At 62.9% G+C, this 18,060-nt stretch carries 17 protein-coding genes and 1 pseudogene; 10 read left to right on the top strand and 8 right to left on the bottom strand.

Going from position 1 to position 18,060, the window contains the following annotated elements; translation table 11 throughout:
• Nucleotides 1–894: an ATP-dependent sacrificial sulfur transferase LarE gene (gene larE, locus HZR20_RS03850; protein WP_181685273.1), complete on the bottom strand. Its 894-nt coding sequence runs from the start codon at nt 892–894 to the stop codon at nt 1–3.
• A gap of 148 nt (nt 895–1,042) precedes the next feature.
• Here larE and HZR20_RS03845 point away from each other — a divergent pair, with 148 nt between their 5' ends.
• From HZR20_RS03845 to HZR20_RS03830, 4 genes are all read left to right on the top strand, one after another.
• Nucleotides 1,043–2,071 (top strand): MsnO8 family LLM class oxidoreductase, encoded by a 1,029-nt coding sequence (locus tag HZR20_RS03845; protein WP_181685272.1) that lies wholly within the window; start codon nt 1,043–1,045, stop codon nt 2,069–2,071.
• Between the two features lie 94 nt (nt 2,072–2,165).
• Nucleotides 2,166–3,920 (top strand): PAS domain S-box protein, encoded by a 1,755-nt coding sequence (locus HZR20_RS03840; RefSeq protein ID WP_181685271.1) that lies wholly within the window; start codon nt 2,166–2,168, stop codon nt 3,918–3,920.
• A gap of 155 nt (nt 3,921–4,075) precedes the next feature.
• Complete coding sequence (locus HZR20_RS03835; RefSeq protein ID WP_181685270.1) at nt 4,076–4,249, top strand: YgaP family membrane protein; 174 nt, start codon at nt 4,076–4,078, stop codon at nt 4,247–4,249.
• Nucleotides 4,250–4,429: 180 nt separating this feature from the next.
• Nucleotides 4,430–6,412 (top strand): helix-hairpin-helix domain-containing protein, encoded by a 1,983-nt coding sequence (locus tag HZR20_RS03830; RefSeq protein ID WP_181685269.1) that lies wholly within the window; start codon nt 4,430–4,432, stop codon nt 6,410–6,412.
• A gap of 16 nt (nt 6,413–6,428) precedes the next feature.
• Here the strand turns inward: HZR20_RS03830 and HZR20_RS03825 are convergent, their stop codons facing one another.
• A complete protein-coding gene (locus HZR20_RS03825) occupies nt 6,429–7,109 on the bottom strand; it encodes a TOBE domain-containing protein (RefSeq protein ID WP_181685268.1) in 681 nt (226 codons plus the stop codon).
• 114 nt (nt 7,110–7,223) lie between these two features.
• On the opposite strand from HZR20_RS03825, the gene HZR20_RS03820 reads away from it, so the two are divergent.
• The 3 genes from HZR20_RS03820 to HZR20_RS03810 are packed head-to-tail and all read left to right on the top strand — an operon-like array spanning nt 7,224 to nt 10,075.
• Complete coding sequence (locus HZR20_RS03820) at nt 7,224–8,237, top strand: extracellular solute-binding protein (RefSeq protein WP_220132639.1); 1,014 nt, start codon at nt 7,224–7,226, stop codon at nt 8,235–8,237.
• A gap of 3 nt (nt 8,238–8,240) precedes the next feature.
• The gene (locus HZR20_RS03815; RefSeq protein WP_181685266.1) at nt 8,241–9,050 is read left to right on the top strand and encodes a molybdate ABC transporter permease subunit; all 810 of its coding nucleotides are present in this window, start codon (nt 8,241–8,243) and stop codon (nt 9,048–9,050) included.
• Nucleotides 9,047–10,075 carry an ABC transporter ATP-binding protein gene (locus tag HZR20_RS03810; RefSeq protein ID WP_181685265.1) on the top strand — a complete coding sequence of 343 codons (1,029 nt, stop codon included), beginning with the start codon at nt 9,047–9,049 and terminating at the stop codon, nt 10,073–10,075. The genes HZR20_RS03815 and HZR20_RS03810 overlap by 4 nt, the downstream gene beginning before the upstream one ends.
• 91 nt (nt 10,076–10,166) lie before the next feature.
• Here the strand turns inward: HZR20_RS03810 and tsaA are convergent, their stop codons facing one another.
• From tsaA to HZR20_RS03790, 4 genes are all read right to left on the bottom strand, one after another.
• Nucleotides 10,167–10,655, bottom strand: coding sequence for a tRNA (N6-threonylcarbamoyladenosine(37)-N6)-methyltransferase TrmO (tsaA, locus tag HZR20_RS03805; protein WP_181685264.1), 489 nt, complete (start codon nt 10,653–10,655; stop codon nt 10,167–10,169).
• 207 nt (nt 10,656–10,862) lie between these two features.
• Complete coding sequence (locus tag HZR20_RS03800; protein WP_181685263.1) at nt 10,863–11,114, bottom strand: type II toxin-antitoxin system HicA family toxin; 252 nt, start codon at nt 11,112–11,114, stop codon at nt 10,863–10,865.
• A gap of 3 nt (nt 11,115–11,117) precedes the next feature.
• Entirely contained in the window at nt 11,118–11,375 is a 258-nt protein-coding gene (locus HZR20_RS03795) for a type II toxin-antitoxin system HicB family antitoxin (RefSeq protein WP_181685262.1), read from the bottom strand.
• A gap of 182 nt (nt 11,376–11,557) precedes the next feature.
• Complete coding sequence (locus HZR20_RS03790) at nt 11,558–12,295, bottom strand: beta-ketoacyl-ACP reductase (RefSeq protein WP_181685261.1); 738 nt, start codon at nt 12,293–12,295, stop codon at nt 11,558–11,560.
• Between the two features lie 218 nt (nt 12,296–12,513).
• Here HZR20_RS03790 and HZR20_RS03785 point away from each other — a divergent pair.
• A pseudogene (locus HZR20_RS03785) lies at nt 12,514–13,334 on the top strand (MFS transporter).
• Nucleotides 13,335–13,398: 64 nt separating this feature from the next.
• The gene (gene serB, locus HZR20_RS03780) at nt 13,399–14,070 is read left to right on the top strand and encodes a phosphoserine phosphatase SerB (protein WP_309484898.1); all 672 of its coding nucleotides are present in this window, start codon (nt 13,399–13,401) and stop codon (nt 14,068–14,070) included.
• A 126-nt stretch (nt 14,071–14,196) separates the two neighbouring features.
• On the opposite strand, the gene HZR20_RS03775 is transcribed toward serB, so the two are convergent.
• Both HZR20_RS03775 and HZR20_RS03770 read right to left on the bottom strand, forming a co-directional pair.
• Nucleotides 14,197–15,105 carry a hypothetical protein gene (locus HZR20_RS03775; RefSeq protein ID WP_181685259.1) on the bottom strand — a complete coding sequence of 303 codons (909 nt, stop codon included), beginning with the start codon at nt 15,103–15,105 and terminating at the stop codon, nt 14,197–14,199.
• Nucleotides 15,106–15,278: 173 nt separating this feature from the next.
• Nucleotides 15,279–16,673: an ATP-binding protein gene (locus tag HZR20_RS03770; protein WP_220132638.1), complete on the bottom strand. Its 1,395-nt coding sequence runs from the start codon at nt 16,671–16,673 to the stop codon at nt 15,279–15,281.
• A 355-nt stretch (nt 16,674–17,028) separates the two neighbouring features.
• Here HZR20_RS03770 and HZR20_RS03765 point away from each other — a divergent pair, with 355 nt between their 5' ends.
• Complete coding sequence (locus HZR20_RS03765; protein ID WP_181685257.1) at nt 17,029–18,054, top strand: alpha/beta hydrolase; 1,026 nt, start codon at nt 17,029–17,031, stop codon at nt 18,052–18,054.
• Nucleotides 18,055–18,060 lie beyond the last annotated feature (6 nt).

Here is an 18,060-nt window from a genome sequence, read left to right as displayed (position 1 = left end):
TTACTGATCGCCGGCAGTCGGGTACTCAGCCGAAAACACGTCCGTCTCCTGCTTGGCGGCTGTCGTCTCGTCCGTTTCCGCCGGACTCACACTCCCTGTCTGATAGCCCTCCAGATCCAGCGTGACGTGCTCGAAACCCAGATCGCCGATGTGCTCACGGGCCGCGGCGACGAAGTCGGGATCGAGCGCGGCTTCGAGTTCGTCTTCACCGACCTCGATGCGGGCGATCCCGTCGTGATCGCGCACCCGAAATTGCTCGAAGCCCCACGTTCGGAGGACGCGTTCGGCTTTTTCGATCCGGGTCAGTTTCTCCTCGGTGACTTCTAGTCCGGTGGGGATCCGCGATGACAGGCAGGCCATCGACGGTTTGTCGGCGACCGAGAGGTCGTAGTGGCGGGCGATCTCCCGGACTTCCTCTTTCGTGATGTCGTGTTCGAGCAGTGGCGAGTAGGCGTCTTGCTCTTCGACGGCTTCGAGACCGGGACGGTGGCCGTCGCCGGGATCGGCGGCGTTGGTCCCATCACAGACGGTCTCGATCTCGAGTTCGGCCGCGTGATCGAACATTGACTCCAGGCGCATCGACCGGCAGTGATAGCAGCGGTCGCCGTCGTTTTCGACGAAGGCCTCGCTATCGAGTTCCGAGAACGTGACGATATCGTGGCGAATGCCGATCTCCTCGGCGACGCGTGTGGCGTCCTCGAGTTCGGCCTCGGGGAGGGTCTCGCTCTTGGCGGTGCAGGCGACGGCATCGTCGCCGAGAGCCTCGGCGGCGATCGCGGCGACGACGCTGGAGTCGACGCCGCCGGAAAACGCGATCAGGACACCGTCGCGATCGGCCAGATCGGCCCGGACCGCGGCGAGTTTCTCCTCGATCGACCGCTCGGTCGTGGTCATCGCTCGTCGTTATCCGTTCGACGCGCAAAAGTGCGTTGTCCCGGGCCATCCCCCCTTGCCCCCGTTCGGTGGCCGGAGTGGCCACGATTGGTACCCGGAACCTGCCGGTGCCAGAACGATTACCCCGCGGCGTCCCCGATATCTTCCCATGGATCTCTCTCTGGTAGACCTTTCGCCGGTCCCCGAGGGCGGCACCGCGACCGACGCCTACGCGAACACCGCCGCCGCCGCACGGCAGGCCGAAGCACTCGGCTATTCGCGGTTCTGGGTCGCTGAACACCATGCCATGGGCGACACCCTCGCGGGCACGACCCCGGAAGTCCTCCTCGGCCACCTCGCCGCCGAAACCGAGTCGATTCGTCTCGGATCGGGTGCCGTCCTGCTCAACCACTACAGCCCCTACAAGGTCGCCGAGGTCTTCGGTGCATTGGACGGGCTCGCGCCGGGTCGTATCGACGCCGGCCTGGGACGGGCCAACGGCTCGCCGGCCGCCGATCGCGCGCTCGGGACCGACCGTCGCGTCGAGAACCCCGACGAGGACCACCGCGAGAAGATCGAGGCAGTCGTCTCCCATCTCTACGACGAGTTTTCCGACGGGCACCAGTACAGCGATCTGGAGATTCCACGTTCCGGCGAGGAGCCGCCCGTGCCGTGGGTACTCGGGTCGAGCCCGTCGAGTGCGGCGCTCGCGGGTGAACTCGGTTTGCGGTACTGTTTTGCGGCGTTCATCCGCCCGGGGTTTGCGACACAGGCCTTCGAGGCGTACCGCGAGCACTTCCAGCCCGCCGAAAGCGACGCTGGCCTGGACGAACCTGCGGGAATGGTCGCGATCAACGCCATCGCGGCCGAGACCGACGAGGCGGCGGCACGCAAGCGCGCAGTCGCCGAGGCATCATTCCAGCGGATGGCACGCGGCGTCGTCGGATCGACGCCAACCGTCGAGACGGCGATCAACGAGCTTGGGGGCGTCCCCGACCCGACGCCGGCCACACTCGACGACGGCGAGTGGCCCAGGGCGATCTCGGGGAGTCCGGAAACGCTCGCTGGATTGCTCGACCAGCTTGCCGATCGGGTCGGTGTCGAGGAGGTAATGATCCAGCAGGTCGTCGCCGATCACGACGACGCGTTGCGATCTCACGAGTTACTGGCTGAAGGTATTGGCCTCACGTCCAGGTGACACGGAACGGGACAGCGACCGCCGCTCGCCGACGACGTCGGGAGGCGACGAGCGCGAAGGCAGGTTAATGGGTGTCTGTCACGTACAACCAGTAATGACGACGGACGACGGCGTAGTCGATGCAGTCTTCGAACGGGCGGCCACGCCCATGGTCGTCCTCGACGCTGACGGGACCGTCAGGCGTCTCAACGATCGGGCGTGTCGGATCCTGGGGTACGACCGGGAAGCACTTTGCGGGGCCGACTGGTTCGAGACGATCGTGCCCGAAGACAGCGATATTGGCCTCGAGAGAGTGCTTGAGGCGGTGCGTGAGTCCGGGGACGGCGCATACGACGTCCACGAGAACACGATCGAAACCGCGGACGGCGAGATGCGTTGTATCAAGTGGCACGTCAGCGGCCTCCGGGACGACGGGGACAAGATCACGCAGCTGCTCGTCTCGGGGTCGGACGTGACCGACCGCGTCAAAACCGAGCGTCGACTACGCCGGTACGAACAGGCTATCGAGAGTTCGACGAACGTACTCGCGGCGATCGATCGGGAGTATACCTACCTGTTCACGAACGGCAACTACCGAGAGTTCCACGACCTCGGGGGGCAAGAACTCGCAGGGCAATCGATCGCGGACGTCCTCGGCCCTGATCAGTTTGCAGAGATCAAACCGCTCGTCGACCGGGCACTGGCAGGCGAAACCGTCGCCTACGAGACCGAGCGAGTCGGCCCCGACGGCGAGGGACGCGCGCTCGACGTCAGGTACTTCCCGCTGGTGAGCGAGGAAGACACGATCCAGGGCGTGGTCGCGTCGATGGAAGACATCACCGAGCGCAAGGAACGGGAACGACAGCGACAAGAGACGTTAGAGACTTTCGAGGACATCTTTCACGCGATCAATGACGCCGTGTTCGTCCACGACATGGACGGTCGATTCCTCGCGGTCAACGAGAGCGCCTGTGAGCAACTGGGCTACGAGAAGAGTGAGTTACTCAGGATGACACCGTGGGACATCGATACGGCTGACCGGACGGGAGCCATCGACGATCGGATCGAGACAATCTTCGAACAGGGGAGTTTGACGTTCGAGACCGTCCACGTCACGAAGACCGGCGAGCGGACTCCGGTCGACATCACGTCGAGTCTTGTCTCGTATTTCGGCGAGGAGGCGATCCTGAGTGTCGCACGGGATGTCACCGAGCGCAAGGAACGGGAACGACAGTTGACCCGAGAAGTCGACCGTCTCGAGGAGTTCGCGAGCGTCATCTCCCACGATCTGCGCAACCCGCTGACAGTCGCCCAGGGACGACTCCAGCTCCTCACCGACGAATACGACAATGACGACCACATTGGGGCGATCGAACGGTCGCTCGATCGCATGGAATCCATCATCGAGGACACGCTCGCCCTCGCCCGGGAGGGAAAGACCGTCGGGGAGACCGAACCGATCGACGTCGATTCGATGATCGATCAGTGCTGGGAGACCGTAGCGACCGGCCGCGCCTCGCTGTCCGGCCCGGAGTCATTACAGATTCGAGCCGATCGCGACCGCCTCCAGCACGTCTTCGAGAACCTGTTCCACAACGCGGTCGAGCACGGCGGAGCCGACGTTTCGGTCACCGTCGGGACGCTGGAATCTAGCGAGGGGTTCTTCGCCGAAGACGACGGGCCGGGTATCCCGGCTGACAATCGAGAGCAGGTGTTCGAACCGGGCTTTACGACGCGCGACGAGGGCACCGGGTTCGGACTGACGATCGTCAGGGAAATCGCCGACGCCCACGGCTGGACGGTACGGGCGACCGAAAGCGAGAGCGGCGGCGCGCGCTTCGAGTTTAGAGACGTCGAGATCGAACCGTGATCTGCACCTGGAGACAGGCCCCAGAATCGGCAGGAAGTTTGGGTAAGTGATGCAAGTGCCCATCCAATATTTCATTGACAGCGTCGAATATCGCGTGTATTATTGTCCGAATTCCCCAAAAACGTAAGAGGGGAGCCACCGAACAACCTGATAGCATGGAGCCAAACGTCGGGTTACTGGATCGAAATGTCCGTATCGCAATCGGCATCGTACTCGGGGTCGTCGGAGCTGCCGTATTTGTAGGTCCACTGTCAAGCCTGGGGACGGTCGTCGGCGCTGTCGCACTGGTTGCGGGCGTCGTCATGCTCGGAACTGGATTGACTCGATAGTGTCTCCTGTACCGGCCGCTCGGGGTCGATACCTGCGAACGGTAATTCCTGACCGCGGAGGATCCGGGAGACGAGTCAGTGGATTCACTGGGCGAAGCCTCTGGCTCACGTCGAAATAGTGGCCTGGCAGAGCGTCGACGGGCGTGAGGTTTTTCTCGCGGGGCCGTGAGACATCGATAGATGGACCTGAGGGCGATCCCGGGCGTCGGCGAGAAGACCGCCGAACGGCTGGCCGAGTTGGAAGATCCCGCCGACGCGATCGAAGCCGGTGACGTCGCGCGGGTCGCTCGCGCACCAGGGATCGGCGAGGGCCGGGCCGCCCGGATCATCCGGGCAGCGATTCGACGGCGTCACGACGACGAGGGGAAGTTCCTCGCGACAACGCGCGCCCAGGAAGTCTACCGGGAGATCCTCGGTCTGCTCGAAGACCGGACCGTCACCGACTACGCCGCTGCCCGCCTGCAGACGTTGTATCCCAGCGCCAGCGAGAGTCGGATCGAGGAGGTACGTCAGGTAAGCGAACGGGCGATGGAACGCGATCCCGACGATTCGGTCCTCGCCCCATTAGAGGGCGTCGCCCCACTCGAACGCCCGGGCGACGTTCGCGTCCGGGACCGCTGTCTCGCGACCACTGATGGCGAGACCTACGCCCTGGCACGGGAGGCGATCCCCGAGTTGAGCGTCGAGGTGATCGAAGACAGTCGCGACCTGGCGGAACTCGCCCGCGGGTATTCGACGGTCGTGGCATTGGATGACTCCTTTGTCGGGGTGGACGTCGAGGGCGACGTTCGCGTCGAACCCGACGCGCTCGAGGACCCGGCATCGATCGTCCCGGAGCGCCCCCTCGCCTTTTTTGCCCACAATCGCGAGCGATTGCTCGCTGCGATCGACGTCCATCGGGCGGCCGACCTTGGGGCGCCCTGTGAGCTAGACACGCTCGAAACCGCACTCGATCGGCTGGACGAGGAAGGGACACCGACCGGCGACGACGAACTGGGGCGACTCCAGACGGCCGTCGATGACCTCGATGCCGCGATGAGCGAGGCCGAATCGGTCGCCAACGACCGGCTCAGAGAGGCGATCGAGGCCCAGGACGTCACCATCGAGGGGGCTGACCTGCTGTCGCTCGTCGAACGCGGTGCGGGGGTCGACGAGGTGCTCTCCCGGGAACTGGCCGACGAGTACGACGACGCCGTCGAGGCGGCCCGCGAGCACGTGATCGACGTCCTCGCGTTGCGGGACGTGGCTGACATCGCGCGGCGGGCGTTCCCGGACGAACCCACGTTTCCCGTCGAGCGCGAGGAGAGCGTCGTTTCCCGCCTCCGTGAAGAACTCACGACCGCGCGTGATCGACGAGCCGAGCGGCTCAAGACCGACCTGGCCAACGACCTGGCGTCGATGCGCGAGCCTGCCGAGTCACTCGTCGACGGCGCGCTCGAACTGGATGTCGAACTGGCGATCGCTCGCTTTGCCGCTGACTTCGAAGCGACGCTGCCCGAGCTCGGCGGTGACGGGATCACGATCGAGGGGGGACGGTCGCCGCTGCTTGATGTCGGGATCGCGGACGTCGAACCTGTCGATTATGCCGTTGGGGGCGTACGGCTCCTCTCGGGTGTCAACAGCGGCGGGAAAACTTCGACGCTGGACCTGGTTGCCCTGGTCGTGATCCTTACGCACATGGGGCTGCCGGTACCCGCCGACCGGGCACGAGTCAGGCGATTCGACACGCTCCATTATCACGCCAAGACCCAGGGGACCCTGGATGCCGGGGCCTTCGAGAGCACGCTCCGGTCGTTCGGCGACCTCGTCACCGAGGCCGCCGACGAGCGAGAGACGCTCGTGCTGGTCGACGAGCTAGAGAGCATCACCGAACCAGGCGCGAGCGCGAAGATCATGGCTGGCATTCTCGAAGCCCTCGCTGAGCGCGACCAGACCGCCGTGTTCGTCTCTCACCTCGCCCGGGAGATTAGAGAGACCGCCGATCGCGAAATCGGCGTCGACGGTATTCAGGCACTCGGGCTGGAAGACGGCGAGTTGCAGGTCGATCGGACGCCGCGAAAAGACACGCTGGCCCGATCGACGCCGGAGTTGATCGTCGAGAAACTGGCCGATAGCGAGGGCGAGGGGTTCTACGCGGAACTGCTCCAGAAGTTCGAAGAGTGAGGGTCGTTCGAAGCCACTAGCGCGGGACGGCCCGCGTCGCGGCCGCCTTGAACGCCGCGACGACAGCGACGCCCGGCTCCAGCCCCAGGTTCGCGACACTGGTTTGCGTGACAGTCACCTCGAGGGCCAGATCGGGCGCGATGTCGACGGCCACGTCGGCGATGACCTCGCCCGAATCGATCGCGCTGACGGTCCCCGAAAAGCGGTTTCGAGCGCTCGTATCGGCGGCCGGCGGGGCCGTGTCCGGGCGGTGGAGCGTGATGGCGTCGGCCCGGAACAGCACGTCCACGTCCGTTGCGTCCTCGAACAGCAGCGCGCGAACCGTCCCGGCGGCCGTCTCGACGCTGGCGAGTTCGCCGTCACGGTCGAGGACGCGACCCGCGATCGCCACCTCCTCGGTCCGGGCAGTTCCCTCCATGGCGGCCTGTAACCGGGCAAACTGTCGCAGTAAGTCCCGAGCGTCTTCGGTGAGTTCGCTACCGCCGCCGTCGGCACCACCGCGACAGCGCTCGACCAGCGAGCCCACGGCGTCTTCGAGTTTCGTCACGCGATTGTGAGCCCGCGAGTACGAGCGCCCCAGCGCGTCGGCCGCGGCGTTCAGTGACGCCTGCTCGTCGATCGCCCGCAAGAGGGCGGCATCCTCGCCGTCGAAAGTAATCCCATCGATCTGCAGATGGGCCGAAAAGCCCGCGTCCATATCCTTGACTTCTCTGGGCCAGCCCAAAGCCCTGTCGACGCAGGACGTGGTGGGCGACTCTTGTGTTCGACACAACCGTTATGTCTCAGGGGACATATCGCTGTTATGTCTTCGATGAAACAACGCCGAGGAACGGAGGGGTCAGCGGATCAGGCGGCCGGCAGCCGGTTCTCCCGTCGTGCGTTCCTGGGCGCGGTCGGTGGGGCCGGACTGGCGGGGATCGCGGGGTACGGGCTCTACCAGGGCGGTGAATCGACCGCGCCGGTCTCGATCCTCGCGGCGGGGAGCCTCCAGCACGCCCTCGAAACCGAACTCCGGCCCGCCGTCGACGTCCCCGTTCACATCGAGTGTCACGGCTCGATGACCGTCGCCCGGCTGGTCGCTGAGGGCCAACGTGATCCCGACATCGTCGTCGTGGCGGACCCCGCGGTGTTCGAGGAGACACTCCCGGTGCCCTGGCACGTCGTCTTCGCGAGCAATGCCGTCGTGCTCGCTTACGACGCCAATTCACCCGGCGGGCGGCGGATCGAGGCGGCCGGCCCCGACCGGTGGTACGAACCGCTGCTCGCCGGTTCGGTCGACCTCGGACGGGTCGATCCCGATCTGGGGCCGCTGGGTTACCGGACGCTGTTCGCCCTGGAACTCGCTACCCGGCTGTACGACGACGCGTCGGACCTTCGTGAGCGGATTCCCCAGCGAAAGCAGACCTATCCCGCGACAGGACTGGTGGGTCAGTTCGAAACCGGCGGGCTCGACGCTGCCTTCGCCTACCGGAACATGGCCGTCGAGCGAGGCTATGACTTCCTCACCCTGCCCGATCGGATCAATCTCAGCGATCCCGACCACGTCGAGGAGTGGTATTCGACGACCACCTACCAACTCCCGAGCGGGCAGGTGGTCCGTGGCGGCCTGATCGGCTACGGCGCGACGCTCCGGTCGGATCGGGCGGCGAGTCTCGCCGTCTTTGATGCGCTCACGTCGGGGTCGTCCCTCCAGGGATCGGGTTTTCTGTTCCGCGATCGCTTCCCGACCGTCACGGGCGAGGTCCCAGATCGAGTTCGGCGGGTGCTCGGATCGGGGGTCGGGCGATCGCCCGACAGGACGGATACTGCCGAGCAAACGAACTGACCCATGGCTGGACGCACCATTCGGTCACGGATCGGCCCCCGCAACAGCGACTGGCTGACGGTGGCGCTCCTCGGCGGCGGGCTCCTGGTGGTCTATTACCTCCTCCCGCTCGTTGCCCTGCTGGTCTCGACGCCGCCGGACGCGCTCCTGGCGGGGCTGTCGGACCCGTCGGTCCGGGCGGCCGCGACGACGTCAGTGCTTGCCGCGACTATCACGACAGTCGTCGCCACGATCCTGGGCGTGCCCCTGGCGTACTGGCTGGCGCGGGCCGAGACTCGCTGGAAGAGCGTCGTTCTCGGGATCGTCGTCCTGCCGCTCGTGCTTCCCCCGGTGGTCGGCGGGATGGTCGTGCTCGCGGTTGTCGGCGAGGGGACGCCGCTGGGCGGAGCGGCCGCGGCGGCCGGCCTGCCGCTGACGCGCTCGCTCGCCGGCGTCGTCCTCGCCCAGACGTTCGTCGCGTCGCCGTTCGTCGTCGTCACGGCCAAGGCGGCCTTCGAGCGCGTCGATCGGTCGCTCGAACACGCTTCCCGGTCGCTCGGCAAGGACCGCCTGACGACGGCCCGGCGCGTGACCCTTCCCCTGGCCGGCCCGGGGATCGTCGCGGGCATGACGCTGACGTTCGCGCGGGCACTCGGCGAGTTCGGTGCAACTATGATGGTCGCCTACTACCCCCGGACGATGCCCGTCGAGATCTGGGCCTCCTTCCAGGCGCTCGGCCTCGAGGCGGCCTATCCCGTGGCGATTGTCCTGGTGGCCATCGCGCTGCTGGCCTTGCTCGTGCTCAATACCGTCGCGAGGAATCCCTGGCAATGACGCTGGCACTTACCGACCTGCGGGCGACCGTGGGCACCTTCGAACTCGGCCCAATTGGCCTGACCGTCGGCAGCGAGGTGCTGTCAGTGCTGGGTCCCTCGGGCAGCGGGAAGACCACACTGCTGCAGTCGATCGCCGGGATCGTCACGCCCGAGGCAGGAACGGTCGCCCTCGACGGCCGAGAACTGACGGACCGGCCACTCGAAGAGCGGGGCGTCGGGCTGGTCTTTCAGGACGGCGCGCTCTTTCCGCATATGACCGCTCACGAGAACGTCGCCTATGCCGCGGCCGACGACGACCGCGTGGCCGACCTCGCCGAACTGCTCGAACTCGATGGTGTCCTCGACCGGCGGCCACCCGACCTCTCGGGTGGCGAGGCCAAGCGGGTCGCACTCGCCCGGACGCTTGCGGCCGATCCCGATGCCTTGCTGCTCGACGAGCCGCTGGCGAGTCTGGACGCGCCGATCCGCCGGCGTCTCCGCTCGGAACTGCGGGACATCTTCGCCGACCTGGACGTGCCGGTGATCTACGTCACCCACGACCGGCGGGCGGCGATGGCACTCGGCGATCGCGTCGCGATCGTCCGGGACGGTGTCATCGAACAGGTCGACGATCCCGAGACGGTGATCGATCGCCCGGCCAGTCGGTTCGTCGCGCGCTTCACCGGGACCGACAATCGCCTCGACGGGACCGTGAGCGGGCAAACTGACCTGGGGGCCGTCGTCCGAGTCGGGGACCTCGAACTCCGGACTGACGTCCAGGCGTCATCCGGAACCGCTGTTACGGCGTGTGTCCATCCGTCGCGGATCGAACTGGGACGTGAAGCAGACGGAGACGAAAACGTCTTCGCCGGCAGGGTTCGGCGGCGTCTCTACGAGGGCGACGCCCACCGTGTCGCGGTCAAGCTGGCGGGTGTGGATGCGACGGTCACGGTGAGCGTTCGGCCACAATCGGGGACTGTTCCGGAAAACGGACGAGAAACGGCCGTCTGGATCCCGCCCGACGCGATCCACCTGCTTGACTGAACGGAGGGACGGACAGATGTTTTCGGGAGCGGTCTGACCCGTTTTGTCTGGCCGTTTGCCGGGTTCGAATGTTATCGATCGGGCTCAAGACTTATCTGAATCGATCGTCGGCCCGCACAGCGTCCGGATCGTCGTCCGAGTCCGTGATCCATCCATCCTCGACGGACTCGGGGACGTCGAACGCGCCGACGAACGGCTTGACGTCGAGCAATGGCGTCTCGTCGAGAACGTCGATTCCCCGCACGTCGATCGTGGCGTCAGTGACCGACTCGATCGCGACGACCGAGAGGCCGATCGGGTTGGGCCGGTTCGGGGCGCGGGTGGCGAACAGCCCGCGTTCGGCGTCGTCGAGGAACGGTTCAACGCGAAGTGGAGCGTCCGGCGGTGACTCGTGAAAGTGATAGACGAGGATGCAGTGCGAGAAGTCCGCCAGGTCAGCGAGGCCGTCTTCGTACGCGGCATCGAGCTCGACCCGGCCCGTGGCGTCGGTCCCTGCCGGCTGAATCGGCATCCCCTCGGGCGTCTCGTACGGTGAGTGGATCGTGCCGATCGGTTCGACGGTCAATTGATCGTCCGTCATAACTCATCGATCGACGTCCTGCCCGATCAATGGGCCGCTCCCTGCTTCGTGACGGGCTCTTTCCCGAGTTGGTGAAACAGCATGGAGATTTCTGATAGTGGTGCCAGTTGTTGTGCAAGACTGAGAGCGTATTTATCACAGTACGCTCATTTGTTCCCCGATCCGTTTTCCTGAGTCGGCTGGTAGAACGAACCTGCGAACCACGCGCTACAGGTTTTCACTAATCCACCGGCACCATGCATGAAAATCGTTCGCTCCGGACTGCTCAGCGATCGACTGGAGTGTTCCGGGTGGGATGTCATCCGCTGACTTCATTGGGATTGTCACAATACGCACCTCATCGGTGTCAGGCGACACGTAGCGGAGCTTCAGATGGCTACCAACCCGGCCTGTCCGGACGAATCCGTGGTCAATCAGCACAGACGCAATTTCACGCCCGGAGAACTGTGTCCGAACCATCTACTACATGAACTCGGGAAGTTCCGTATTACCAGGCTCAACGTCGTCAAGCCCCCACTCTTGGAGGTCTTCGTCGGTGACTGGCTCTTCGCCACCCTCATGGCACGCAAGTGCCTCGGCGAGCATCTGGAGTGCGTCTGATTTCGTCTCGCCGAAGGAGGCAACACCAGTTTCCAGATCACGGGCGGTAATCCGCCCATCATCTTCGTGGATGAACTCCACACCTTCTTCGGGAGACTCCTCACGTGTCGCACTTGCCATACGCCGACTAGGCGAACTGAGGGAATAAGTGTTCGGTTGGTGGACTGTGGTGACTGATCTAGCTGTTCAACTTGGAGGTGAGTCTGTACAAGATACCCGTCCTGAATCTTCCATTACTCCACCGATCAGGCTCCATACGAATTCTATGGCTTCACTACGTTCGGCAAGCGTCTCTGGACGACTTACAGATCCATCCCGCCGTTGACGTCGATGACCTCGCCGGTGATGAACGACGAGCGCTCGCTGGCGAGAAAGGCGACCACGTCGGCGACCTCCTCGACATCGCCGATCCGGCCAAGCGGCGTGTCCTCCTCGACCTGTTCGATGATCGAATCGGGAAGGTCTGTGACCATGCTCGTCTCGATGAATCCCGGTGCGACGCAGTTGGCTGTCGAGCCCTCACGAGCGAGTTCGTGCGCCAGCGTCCGCGTGAAGCCGAAGATGCCGGCCTTCGCCGTCGCGTAGTTGGCCTGGCCGAGGTTGCCCCCCTTCGCGACGATCGAGGAGATGTTGATCAGCCGGCCTGACTCGGCCTCGACGATGTCGTCGTAGAACGTCTGGGTGCAGTTGAACGCGCCGTCGAGGTGGACATCCAGGACGGCGCCCCACTGCTCGTGAGTCATCTCCTCGAAGAAGACGTCCTGGTTGATGCCGGCGTTGTTGACCAACACGTCAATCTCGCCGAACGCCTCCTGGACGTCCTCGGCCATCAGGTCGACCTGCTCGGGGTCGGTCACGTCGGCCTGGACGGCGATAGCCTCGCCGCCGGCCGCCTCGACGGCCTCGACGACCGCCTGTGCGGCCTCGTCGGAACTGTGATAGTTGACGGCGACCTCACAGCCGGCCGCGCCGAAGCGCTCTGCGATTCCACGGCCGATTCCCCGCGATGCGCCCGTAACGACGCAGGTTTTCGATTCCATACAATGACGTCGCCCCAGCGGGTGATAGGACTTGGCTGTAGCGCAATATTGGCCAAGGGCTGCGAGGTCGAGGAGTGACCGACGGGAACGAGGAGACATCGGTTTGAGCGAGCGGGAGCGACTGAAAGGAGCGACCCGCGAGCCGCGAGTTACTCTGGAACGCTAGCTATGAACTGTTTTGTAACACATTTTAGCGCGAATTGGCGATCCACGAAGGCATGGACCTCAGCCGCGCCCGACTGCAGTTCTCGTCGCTGTATACGATGCGGTTTGCGGGGAGTTTCGGTTTTATAACAGTCTTGACGCTGTTGCCCGACTACATCGACGCTCTCGGGGCGACCGGGATCACGATCGGGGTATTCGTGACAGCACTGGAACTCGCACGGACCATCGGGATCGTGCCGATCGCGTGGGCTGGGGACCGCTATAGCAAACGCACGATCTTGCTGGTTGGCTTGGTGACAAGCGTTCTCGCGTACGCGGCGTTCGCGGTCATCACCAGCATCGACGGATTCCTCGGCGCACGCCTGCTCCAGGGGCTAGGCATGACAGGTGTCGGGTTACTCGGCCTGGCAGTCATCGGGGATCTCGCTCCCGCGAGCGACCGTGCTAACTACATCGGCAAGTACAATGCGTTCCGGATGGCCGGCGGTGGACTGGCCCCGCTTGCCGCCGGTGGACTGTTCGCACTCACTGGCTTCTCGACGGTGTTCGTCCTGGTCGCGGTCATTATGGGTGCCGTCCTGGCGGCGATCGTCCTGAACGGGTTGCTCGGTGCCGCCGACGCGTTTCGCGAACCGGCGAGTATGGCGCTGTTTGCCGACGAGGGGAAAGGCGAGGGCATCGCCAGTTCGATCGGAATTCGCTCGCTGCTCTGGAAGCCCGGCAGCATCCTCGCGCCACTACTGGCTGGCTGATGGGTACCGCCGGGATCGAATGGGTGTTCTTCCTCGGCGGTGCGGCCGCCTTCACCCGCGTTGGTTCGTTCCTCGCTGCGTTGACGTATCAGCATGGTCGCGGTGCGTTCGCACCCTGGTGACCGCAATATTTCGGGCTGATGGCCCGGATATTATGGCGCTGAGGGTTGTTCGATCTGGACGCGAATCGTACCCTTTGAAAAGGAGCGTCGCAAACCCGAAGCCATGCTAGTTGCCTTCGACTTCGACGGGACCCTCTCGGGGGACGAGATGACGACGTTCCTGGCCGAACGTTGTGGCGTCGTCGAGCAGATGGACACCATCACCCAGCGCGCAATGGCCGGCGAGATCGAGTACGCACAGAGCCTCCGGGAGCGGTGTGGGCTGCTTGAGGGACTGGCCGACGAGGAGGCCGGGGCTGCCTTCGAGAAGGTCCACCTGCGGCCGGGTGCGGCCGACGTGATCGCGGCGTTGAACGACGCCGGGGTCACCACCGCGATCCTGACCGGCGGTTTTGATCGTGGGGTCGCGGCGGCACTTCAGAAGGCAGACGTCACCGTCGATCGCATCGTCGCCAATCGGTTGCCGGTCGCGGAGGCACAGCTCACCGGCGAGGTCGAGGGCCCGTTGATCGAAGGGACCAAGGACGACGCCCTGGCGGATCTGGCCGGCGAGTACGGTGTCGAAATGGACGAGACAGTCGCGGTCGGGGACGGGGCAAACGATTTGCCGATGCTCGAAGTTGCGGGGCTTGCCGTCGGCTTCGACCCGAAGGAGACGGTCGAGCCGGCCTGTGACGTTGTCGTCGAGTCGATGGCCGAACTGCAGGACGTCCTCGACGCCGAGGGCGTGCTCTGAAGGGGGCGACTGGTCGTATAGGGCCTCCGGAAAAGCTGGCCAATAGTATCCCTCGTGGCGATCAAGCGGACACAAGAGATTTTACCGCTGATGTTTGGGGGCAATCCATTAAGCAGCGGGACATCGTTACTCGGCTGTATTGTCTTTCACACGGCGCACATTCCACGATTGAACTTCGCCACTCGAGCAGACGTTCTTACCTGTGATCTGTGCTCTAGCGTCTCCAGATAGAACAAATTCAACGTCTATCTCGAATAGAGGATCTGAGGGACTATGTAAGTGGATTGTGGCATTTCGCACGTCGCCATTACAATCATCACTTACTACACTGCTCAAAGGCCCTCCAATTCCAATTGGTGAGGTGTATCCCGGCCAGAGATAAATCCCAGCCGTATGACCCTCTGCGTCATGACCTACCCCTCTTATAATCGCATTTCGACCGTCGGGGCTACCAGGGTCAGGTACATCCCCTGTTACGAATGCGGTTTCTGGCTGGATCGGGATTTCACCCTCATTCCGTACACTAAGTCGGAATTGGGTCACATACCCGTCTTCAACCAAGGATATATTTTCGACTGTGATGTCGTAGGTAAAATCGAGTGATTGTTCTTGAACTACCGAACCATCTTTGATGAGTGCGATTTCATATGCACCAGGCGAGGGGATCTCGCCTTCCTCTACGTCAGCCCCTCTATCATCCAGTATCTTCATCGTGACCTTCGTCGCACCAGTCGGAACTGAAGAACTGGCGTGGACTTGTCCCTCCGGCCCGATCAGATTGATTTTGTTGATACTGTGGTCATTGACTAGCCCAACAATCACATTGAGATTTCCATAGTGATCCTCGATCTGGCTTTCAATCTCCACGTTTTCAATCAAGTCTGCTGATTGCACCTTCTCATCAGTTGTTGTACTTCCACCAACTGTTTCATCACTACTAGTTGTCTCATTCCCTCCGCTACAACCAGCGAGTCCAGTGGCAAACAATCCCGATACTGCGGTAAGATACTTCCGTCGTGTTTGTTTATCAGTCATATTCTCTCGTATCTTCTCATCTTATTTAAATCCGGGTATGACACTCCCCGTGGCTAACCAACAGATTCGCACAGGTTGGCGTTTGTGTTGGTTAGCTCTCTAATCCCGGAGCTTCTTCCGGTATGGGTGGATATTCCGGTGAAAATAGATCCGCAGAGAGGGTAGCGAGAGTGTCAGTAGGACCCTTCTTGTGCTTTGATATCTTGGATGGCTCCGATGAGGTCCTCATGGGTCACTTTTCCTTCCCGCTCCATCGCTTCCCAAGCGGCTTCGTCGGCTACTCGCTGCATGTCAGCCGCCGTCAGCCCTTCGGAAGCATCTGCAATTTGATTGGATTGAATCGTTTCTCCCGCGACAGGGGCATCAAGGTGATTGTCGAGGATGGCTATACGGGAGGTTGCGTCCGGTGGAGGCACTTCGATTTTCTCTGAGAGGCGGCCACTACGTAGCATCGCGTCGTCAATTTGATCGGCTCGATTGGTCGCCCCAATAATGACGATATCGTGGTCTTGCTCGTTGATTTCGCTCACTTCTTCAAGGAACTGGTTGACCGTGTTCATCTGATCTTGGTGCTGTCCCTGACCACTCCGATTGGGAGTGAGCGCGTCGATCTCGTCGACGAAGACCAAGCAGGGTTGGTGCTCACGGGCCTCTTCGAACAACTGTGCAACGTTCTCGGTCCCTGCACCGATCCACCGCTCGATAATGTCCGACCCTTTCACTTGGATGTAGTTGATCCCGAGCTCTCCTGCAAGGGCTTTCGAGATGTACGTCTTCCCCGTCCCCGGCGGGCCGTATAGGAGGAGCCCATTTTCGACACTCAGCCCGTATCGCTCGTATTTTTCGGGGTTTTCGAGGGGCTCAATCACACGACTGCGGAGTTCACTCTTGAGTTCTTCCATCCCGCCGACGTCATCGAAGTTGGTTGACGGGGGTTCCCGGAGGTACTCGGTACTCGTCATGTCGGTATCGGACTCGTCACTCGTAGTAGAGCTCTTGTCTCTCGATCCGATCTTGGAACCTCCCGCATCCACATCGACACTGGGGTCCCAGTCATCATTGTACCCTGCGCCTCGTCGTTCTTCGTATTCCATTTCTTCCCCGTTTTCTTCGGTACTGGAACTATCGTCCGACCAACCGAGTAGATCGGATGTCCTCACCTGTTCTGGGATGATCTTGGCCGTCGGAAAGAGCAGTAGCCCACCTCCTGCGAGATAGTCGCCGACCGTCACGGCACCGAGAGCGACAGTCCCGATGAAAATCCCTGTCCAGAGAAGGGGGAGAGACGCCCCTACGGTTGACGCGAGCGCAGTAATCCCTTGGCTGGTTGCATAGATCACGCCACCTGCGAAAGCGAACTCGAACCAGTAGGGACCGATTGATCCGAGACGAACGAGATAGCCAAATGCGCGGATCAAGGAACCGACGATGAACAGACTAAGGCCTACCACCGCCAAGAGGGCAACCTTACCTGCGTAGACGATTGTCTCACCACTACGCCGTAACACGTAGCCGATCTTCTGACCTTGGTGGGTGGACCCTGCCCGTTGTTCCGATTTTGCTTTCATGGGATATGTACCTTCTTTGTGACAATCTATCCCGCCCTCCTATTTAAAACCAGATATTATATGTAATAGAGGTCTCAGTTTATCACTCTCAGAGTCCAGAACACTCACTCTAATCTTTCACAACGAGTCGGGCGATGCGACAGTCCACATGAAGACACTCCGATTCTTGCGATAGTGGCTGCCGGAACAGGTCGGTGAGGTCGACCAGCAGATCGGGACGTACATCGATGAGGGAGCAACCGATCTCGAACCGATCGAGATGGAGACATTTCGCTGAGTCCGTTTATCGGCCCCAGCCGGGACGACGACCAGGCGACAGTGCCAAAATGTTTCGACGACAATATCGATGCGATAGATGACCGAGTCCCCGACAGAATCCACTGCGGACGCATCGGAGACCGGAGAGCCGGCTGTCGCCATCCACGAAGACGTGACCTATGCCAGTCGAGACGCTGGCGACCTTCGTCTCGACCTGTTCGTCCCCGAGATCGCCGGGCGGCCACCCCTGGTCGTCTACGTCCACGGCGGCGGTTGGGTGTTCGAGACCCGCAAGAATGCGCCGGATCTGGAACGCTACGCCGCCGAGTGGGAGGTCGCAATCGCCAGCGTCAGCTACCGACTGGCCGAGATTCCGGATGGCCTGGAGATTCCGTTCGACATCGACCCCGAGAACACGACGCCGCGGGGCGTCTTCCCCGACCAGATCGTCGATGTCACAGCCGCGATCAGGTGGCTTCAGGCCCGGGCCACCGAATACGGTTTCGACCCCGATCGCATCGCGACGTGGGGAGCCTCGGCTGGCGGGCACCTCGCGCTGCTCGCGGGGCTGATTGACGATATCTCGGCCGTCGCGGGTAACGTCTACGCGCCCGAGCGTGTCGAAAAGACGGTCGCCCCCGAGCAGTCCGGCGCTGTCCAGGCTGTCGTCGACTGGTACGGGGTCACCGACCTGACCACCGTGCCCGAAGATCCCGAGGACATCGCCTCGTTGCTCGTGGGCGGCCAGATCTCGAAGCATCGGGATCGAGCACGACGGGCGAGTCCCGTCACCTACGTGGACGCGGACGCTCCACCGCTTTTCGTGATGCACGGCCGGGCCGACGAGGTGGTGTCGATCGAGCAGACCCGCTCGCTGGTCTCGAAACTGCGTGACGGAGACGTCCCGGTGACGAGTTACGAGCTACACGAGATGGGACACGTCTTCGGCGCGGACTCGGAACGGACAGCGATGGCACAACTCACCGGCGCGGATCGTCCCACCCAGAGCGTGACGGCGAGTGCCAGCAGCGAGCCGGGGGCGAGCAACGACGTGCTGCTCCCGGCCCACCCACCCGCTGGCCCCGACGCGATCGGGCAGTTCCTCGATCGGACGCTTTCCTGATCCAGC

Origin of the sequence: Halorhabdus salina (genome assembly GCF_013839425.1) — an archaeon.
GTDB lineage: Archaea > Halobacteriota > Halobacteria > Halobacteriales > Haloarculaceae > Halorhabdus > Halorhabdus salina.
The sequence above is the reverse complement of the archived record's forward strand: the minus strand, read 5'-3'. Positions and strand labels throughout refer to the sequence as shown.

Bases quoted from the DNA above. Each gene is read 5' to 3' on its own strand.
- larE (WP_181685273.1), bottom strand. From the start codon at position 894: ATGACCACGACCGAGCGGTCGATCGAGGAGAAACTCGCCGCGGTCCGG.
- HZR20_RS03845 (WP_181685272.1), top strand. From the start codon at position 1,043: ATGGATCTCTCTCTGGTAGACCTTTCGCCGGTCCCCGAGGGCGGCACC.
- HZR20_RS03840 (WP_181685271.1), top strand. From the start codon at position 2,166: ATGACGACGGACGACGGCGTAGTCGATGCAGTCTTCGAACGGGCGGCC.
- HZR20_RS03835 (WP_181685270.1), top strand. From the start codon at position 4,076: ATGGAGCCAAACGTCGGGTTACTGGATCGAAATGTCCGTATCGCAATC.
- HZR20_RS03830 (WP_181685269.1), top strand. From the start codon at position 4,430: ATGGACCTGAGGGCGATCCCGGGCGTCGGCGAGAAGACCGCCGAACGG.
- HZR20_RS03825 (WP_181685268.1), bottom strand. From the start codon at position 7,109: ATGGACGCGGGCTTTTCGGCCCATCTGCAGATCGATGGGATTACTTTC.
- HZR20_RS03820 (WP_220132639.1), top strand. From the start codon at position 7,224: ATGAAACAACGCCGAGGAACGGAGGGGTCAGCGGATCAGGCGGCCGGC.
- HZR20_RS03815 (WP_181685266.1), top strand. From the start codon at position 8,241: ATGGCTGGACGCACCATTCGGTCACGGATCGGCCCCCGCAACAGCGAC.
- HZR20_RS03810 (WP_181685265.1), top strand. From the start codon at position 9,047: ATGACGCTGGCACTTACCGACCTGCGGGCGACCGTGGGCACCTTCGAA.
- tsaA (WP_181685264.1), bottom strand. From the start codon at position 10,655: ATGACGGACGATCAATTGACCGTCGAACCGATCGGCACGATCCACTCA.
- HZR20_RS03800 (WP_181685263.1), bottom strand. From the start codon at position 11,114: ATGGTTCGGACACAGTTCTCCGGGCGTGAAATTGCGTCTGTGCTGATT.
- HZR20_RS03795 (WP_181685262.1), bottom strand. From the start codon at position 11,375: ATGGCAAGTGCGACACGTGAGGAGTCTCCCGAAGAAGGTGTGGAGTTC.
- HZR20_RS03790 (WP_181685261.1), bottom strand. From the start codon at position 12,295: ATGGAATCGAAAACCTGCGTCGTTACGGGCGCATCGCGGGGAATCGGC.
- HZR20_RS03775 (WP_181685259.1), bottom strand. From the start codon at position 15,105: ATGACTGATAAACAAACACGACGGAAGTATCTTACCGCAGTATCGGGA.
- HZR20_RS03770 (WP_220132638.1), bottom strand. From the start codon at position 16,673: ATGAAAGCAAAATCGGAACAACGGGCAGGGTCCACCCACCAAGGTCAG.
- HZR20_RS03765 (WP_181685257.1), top strand. From the start codon at position 17,029: ATGACCGAGTCCCCGACAGAATCCACTGCGGACGCATCGGAGACCGGA.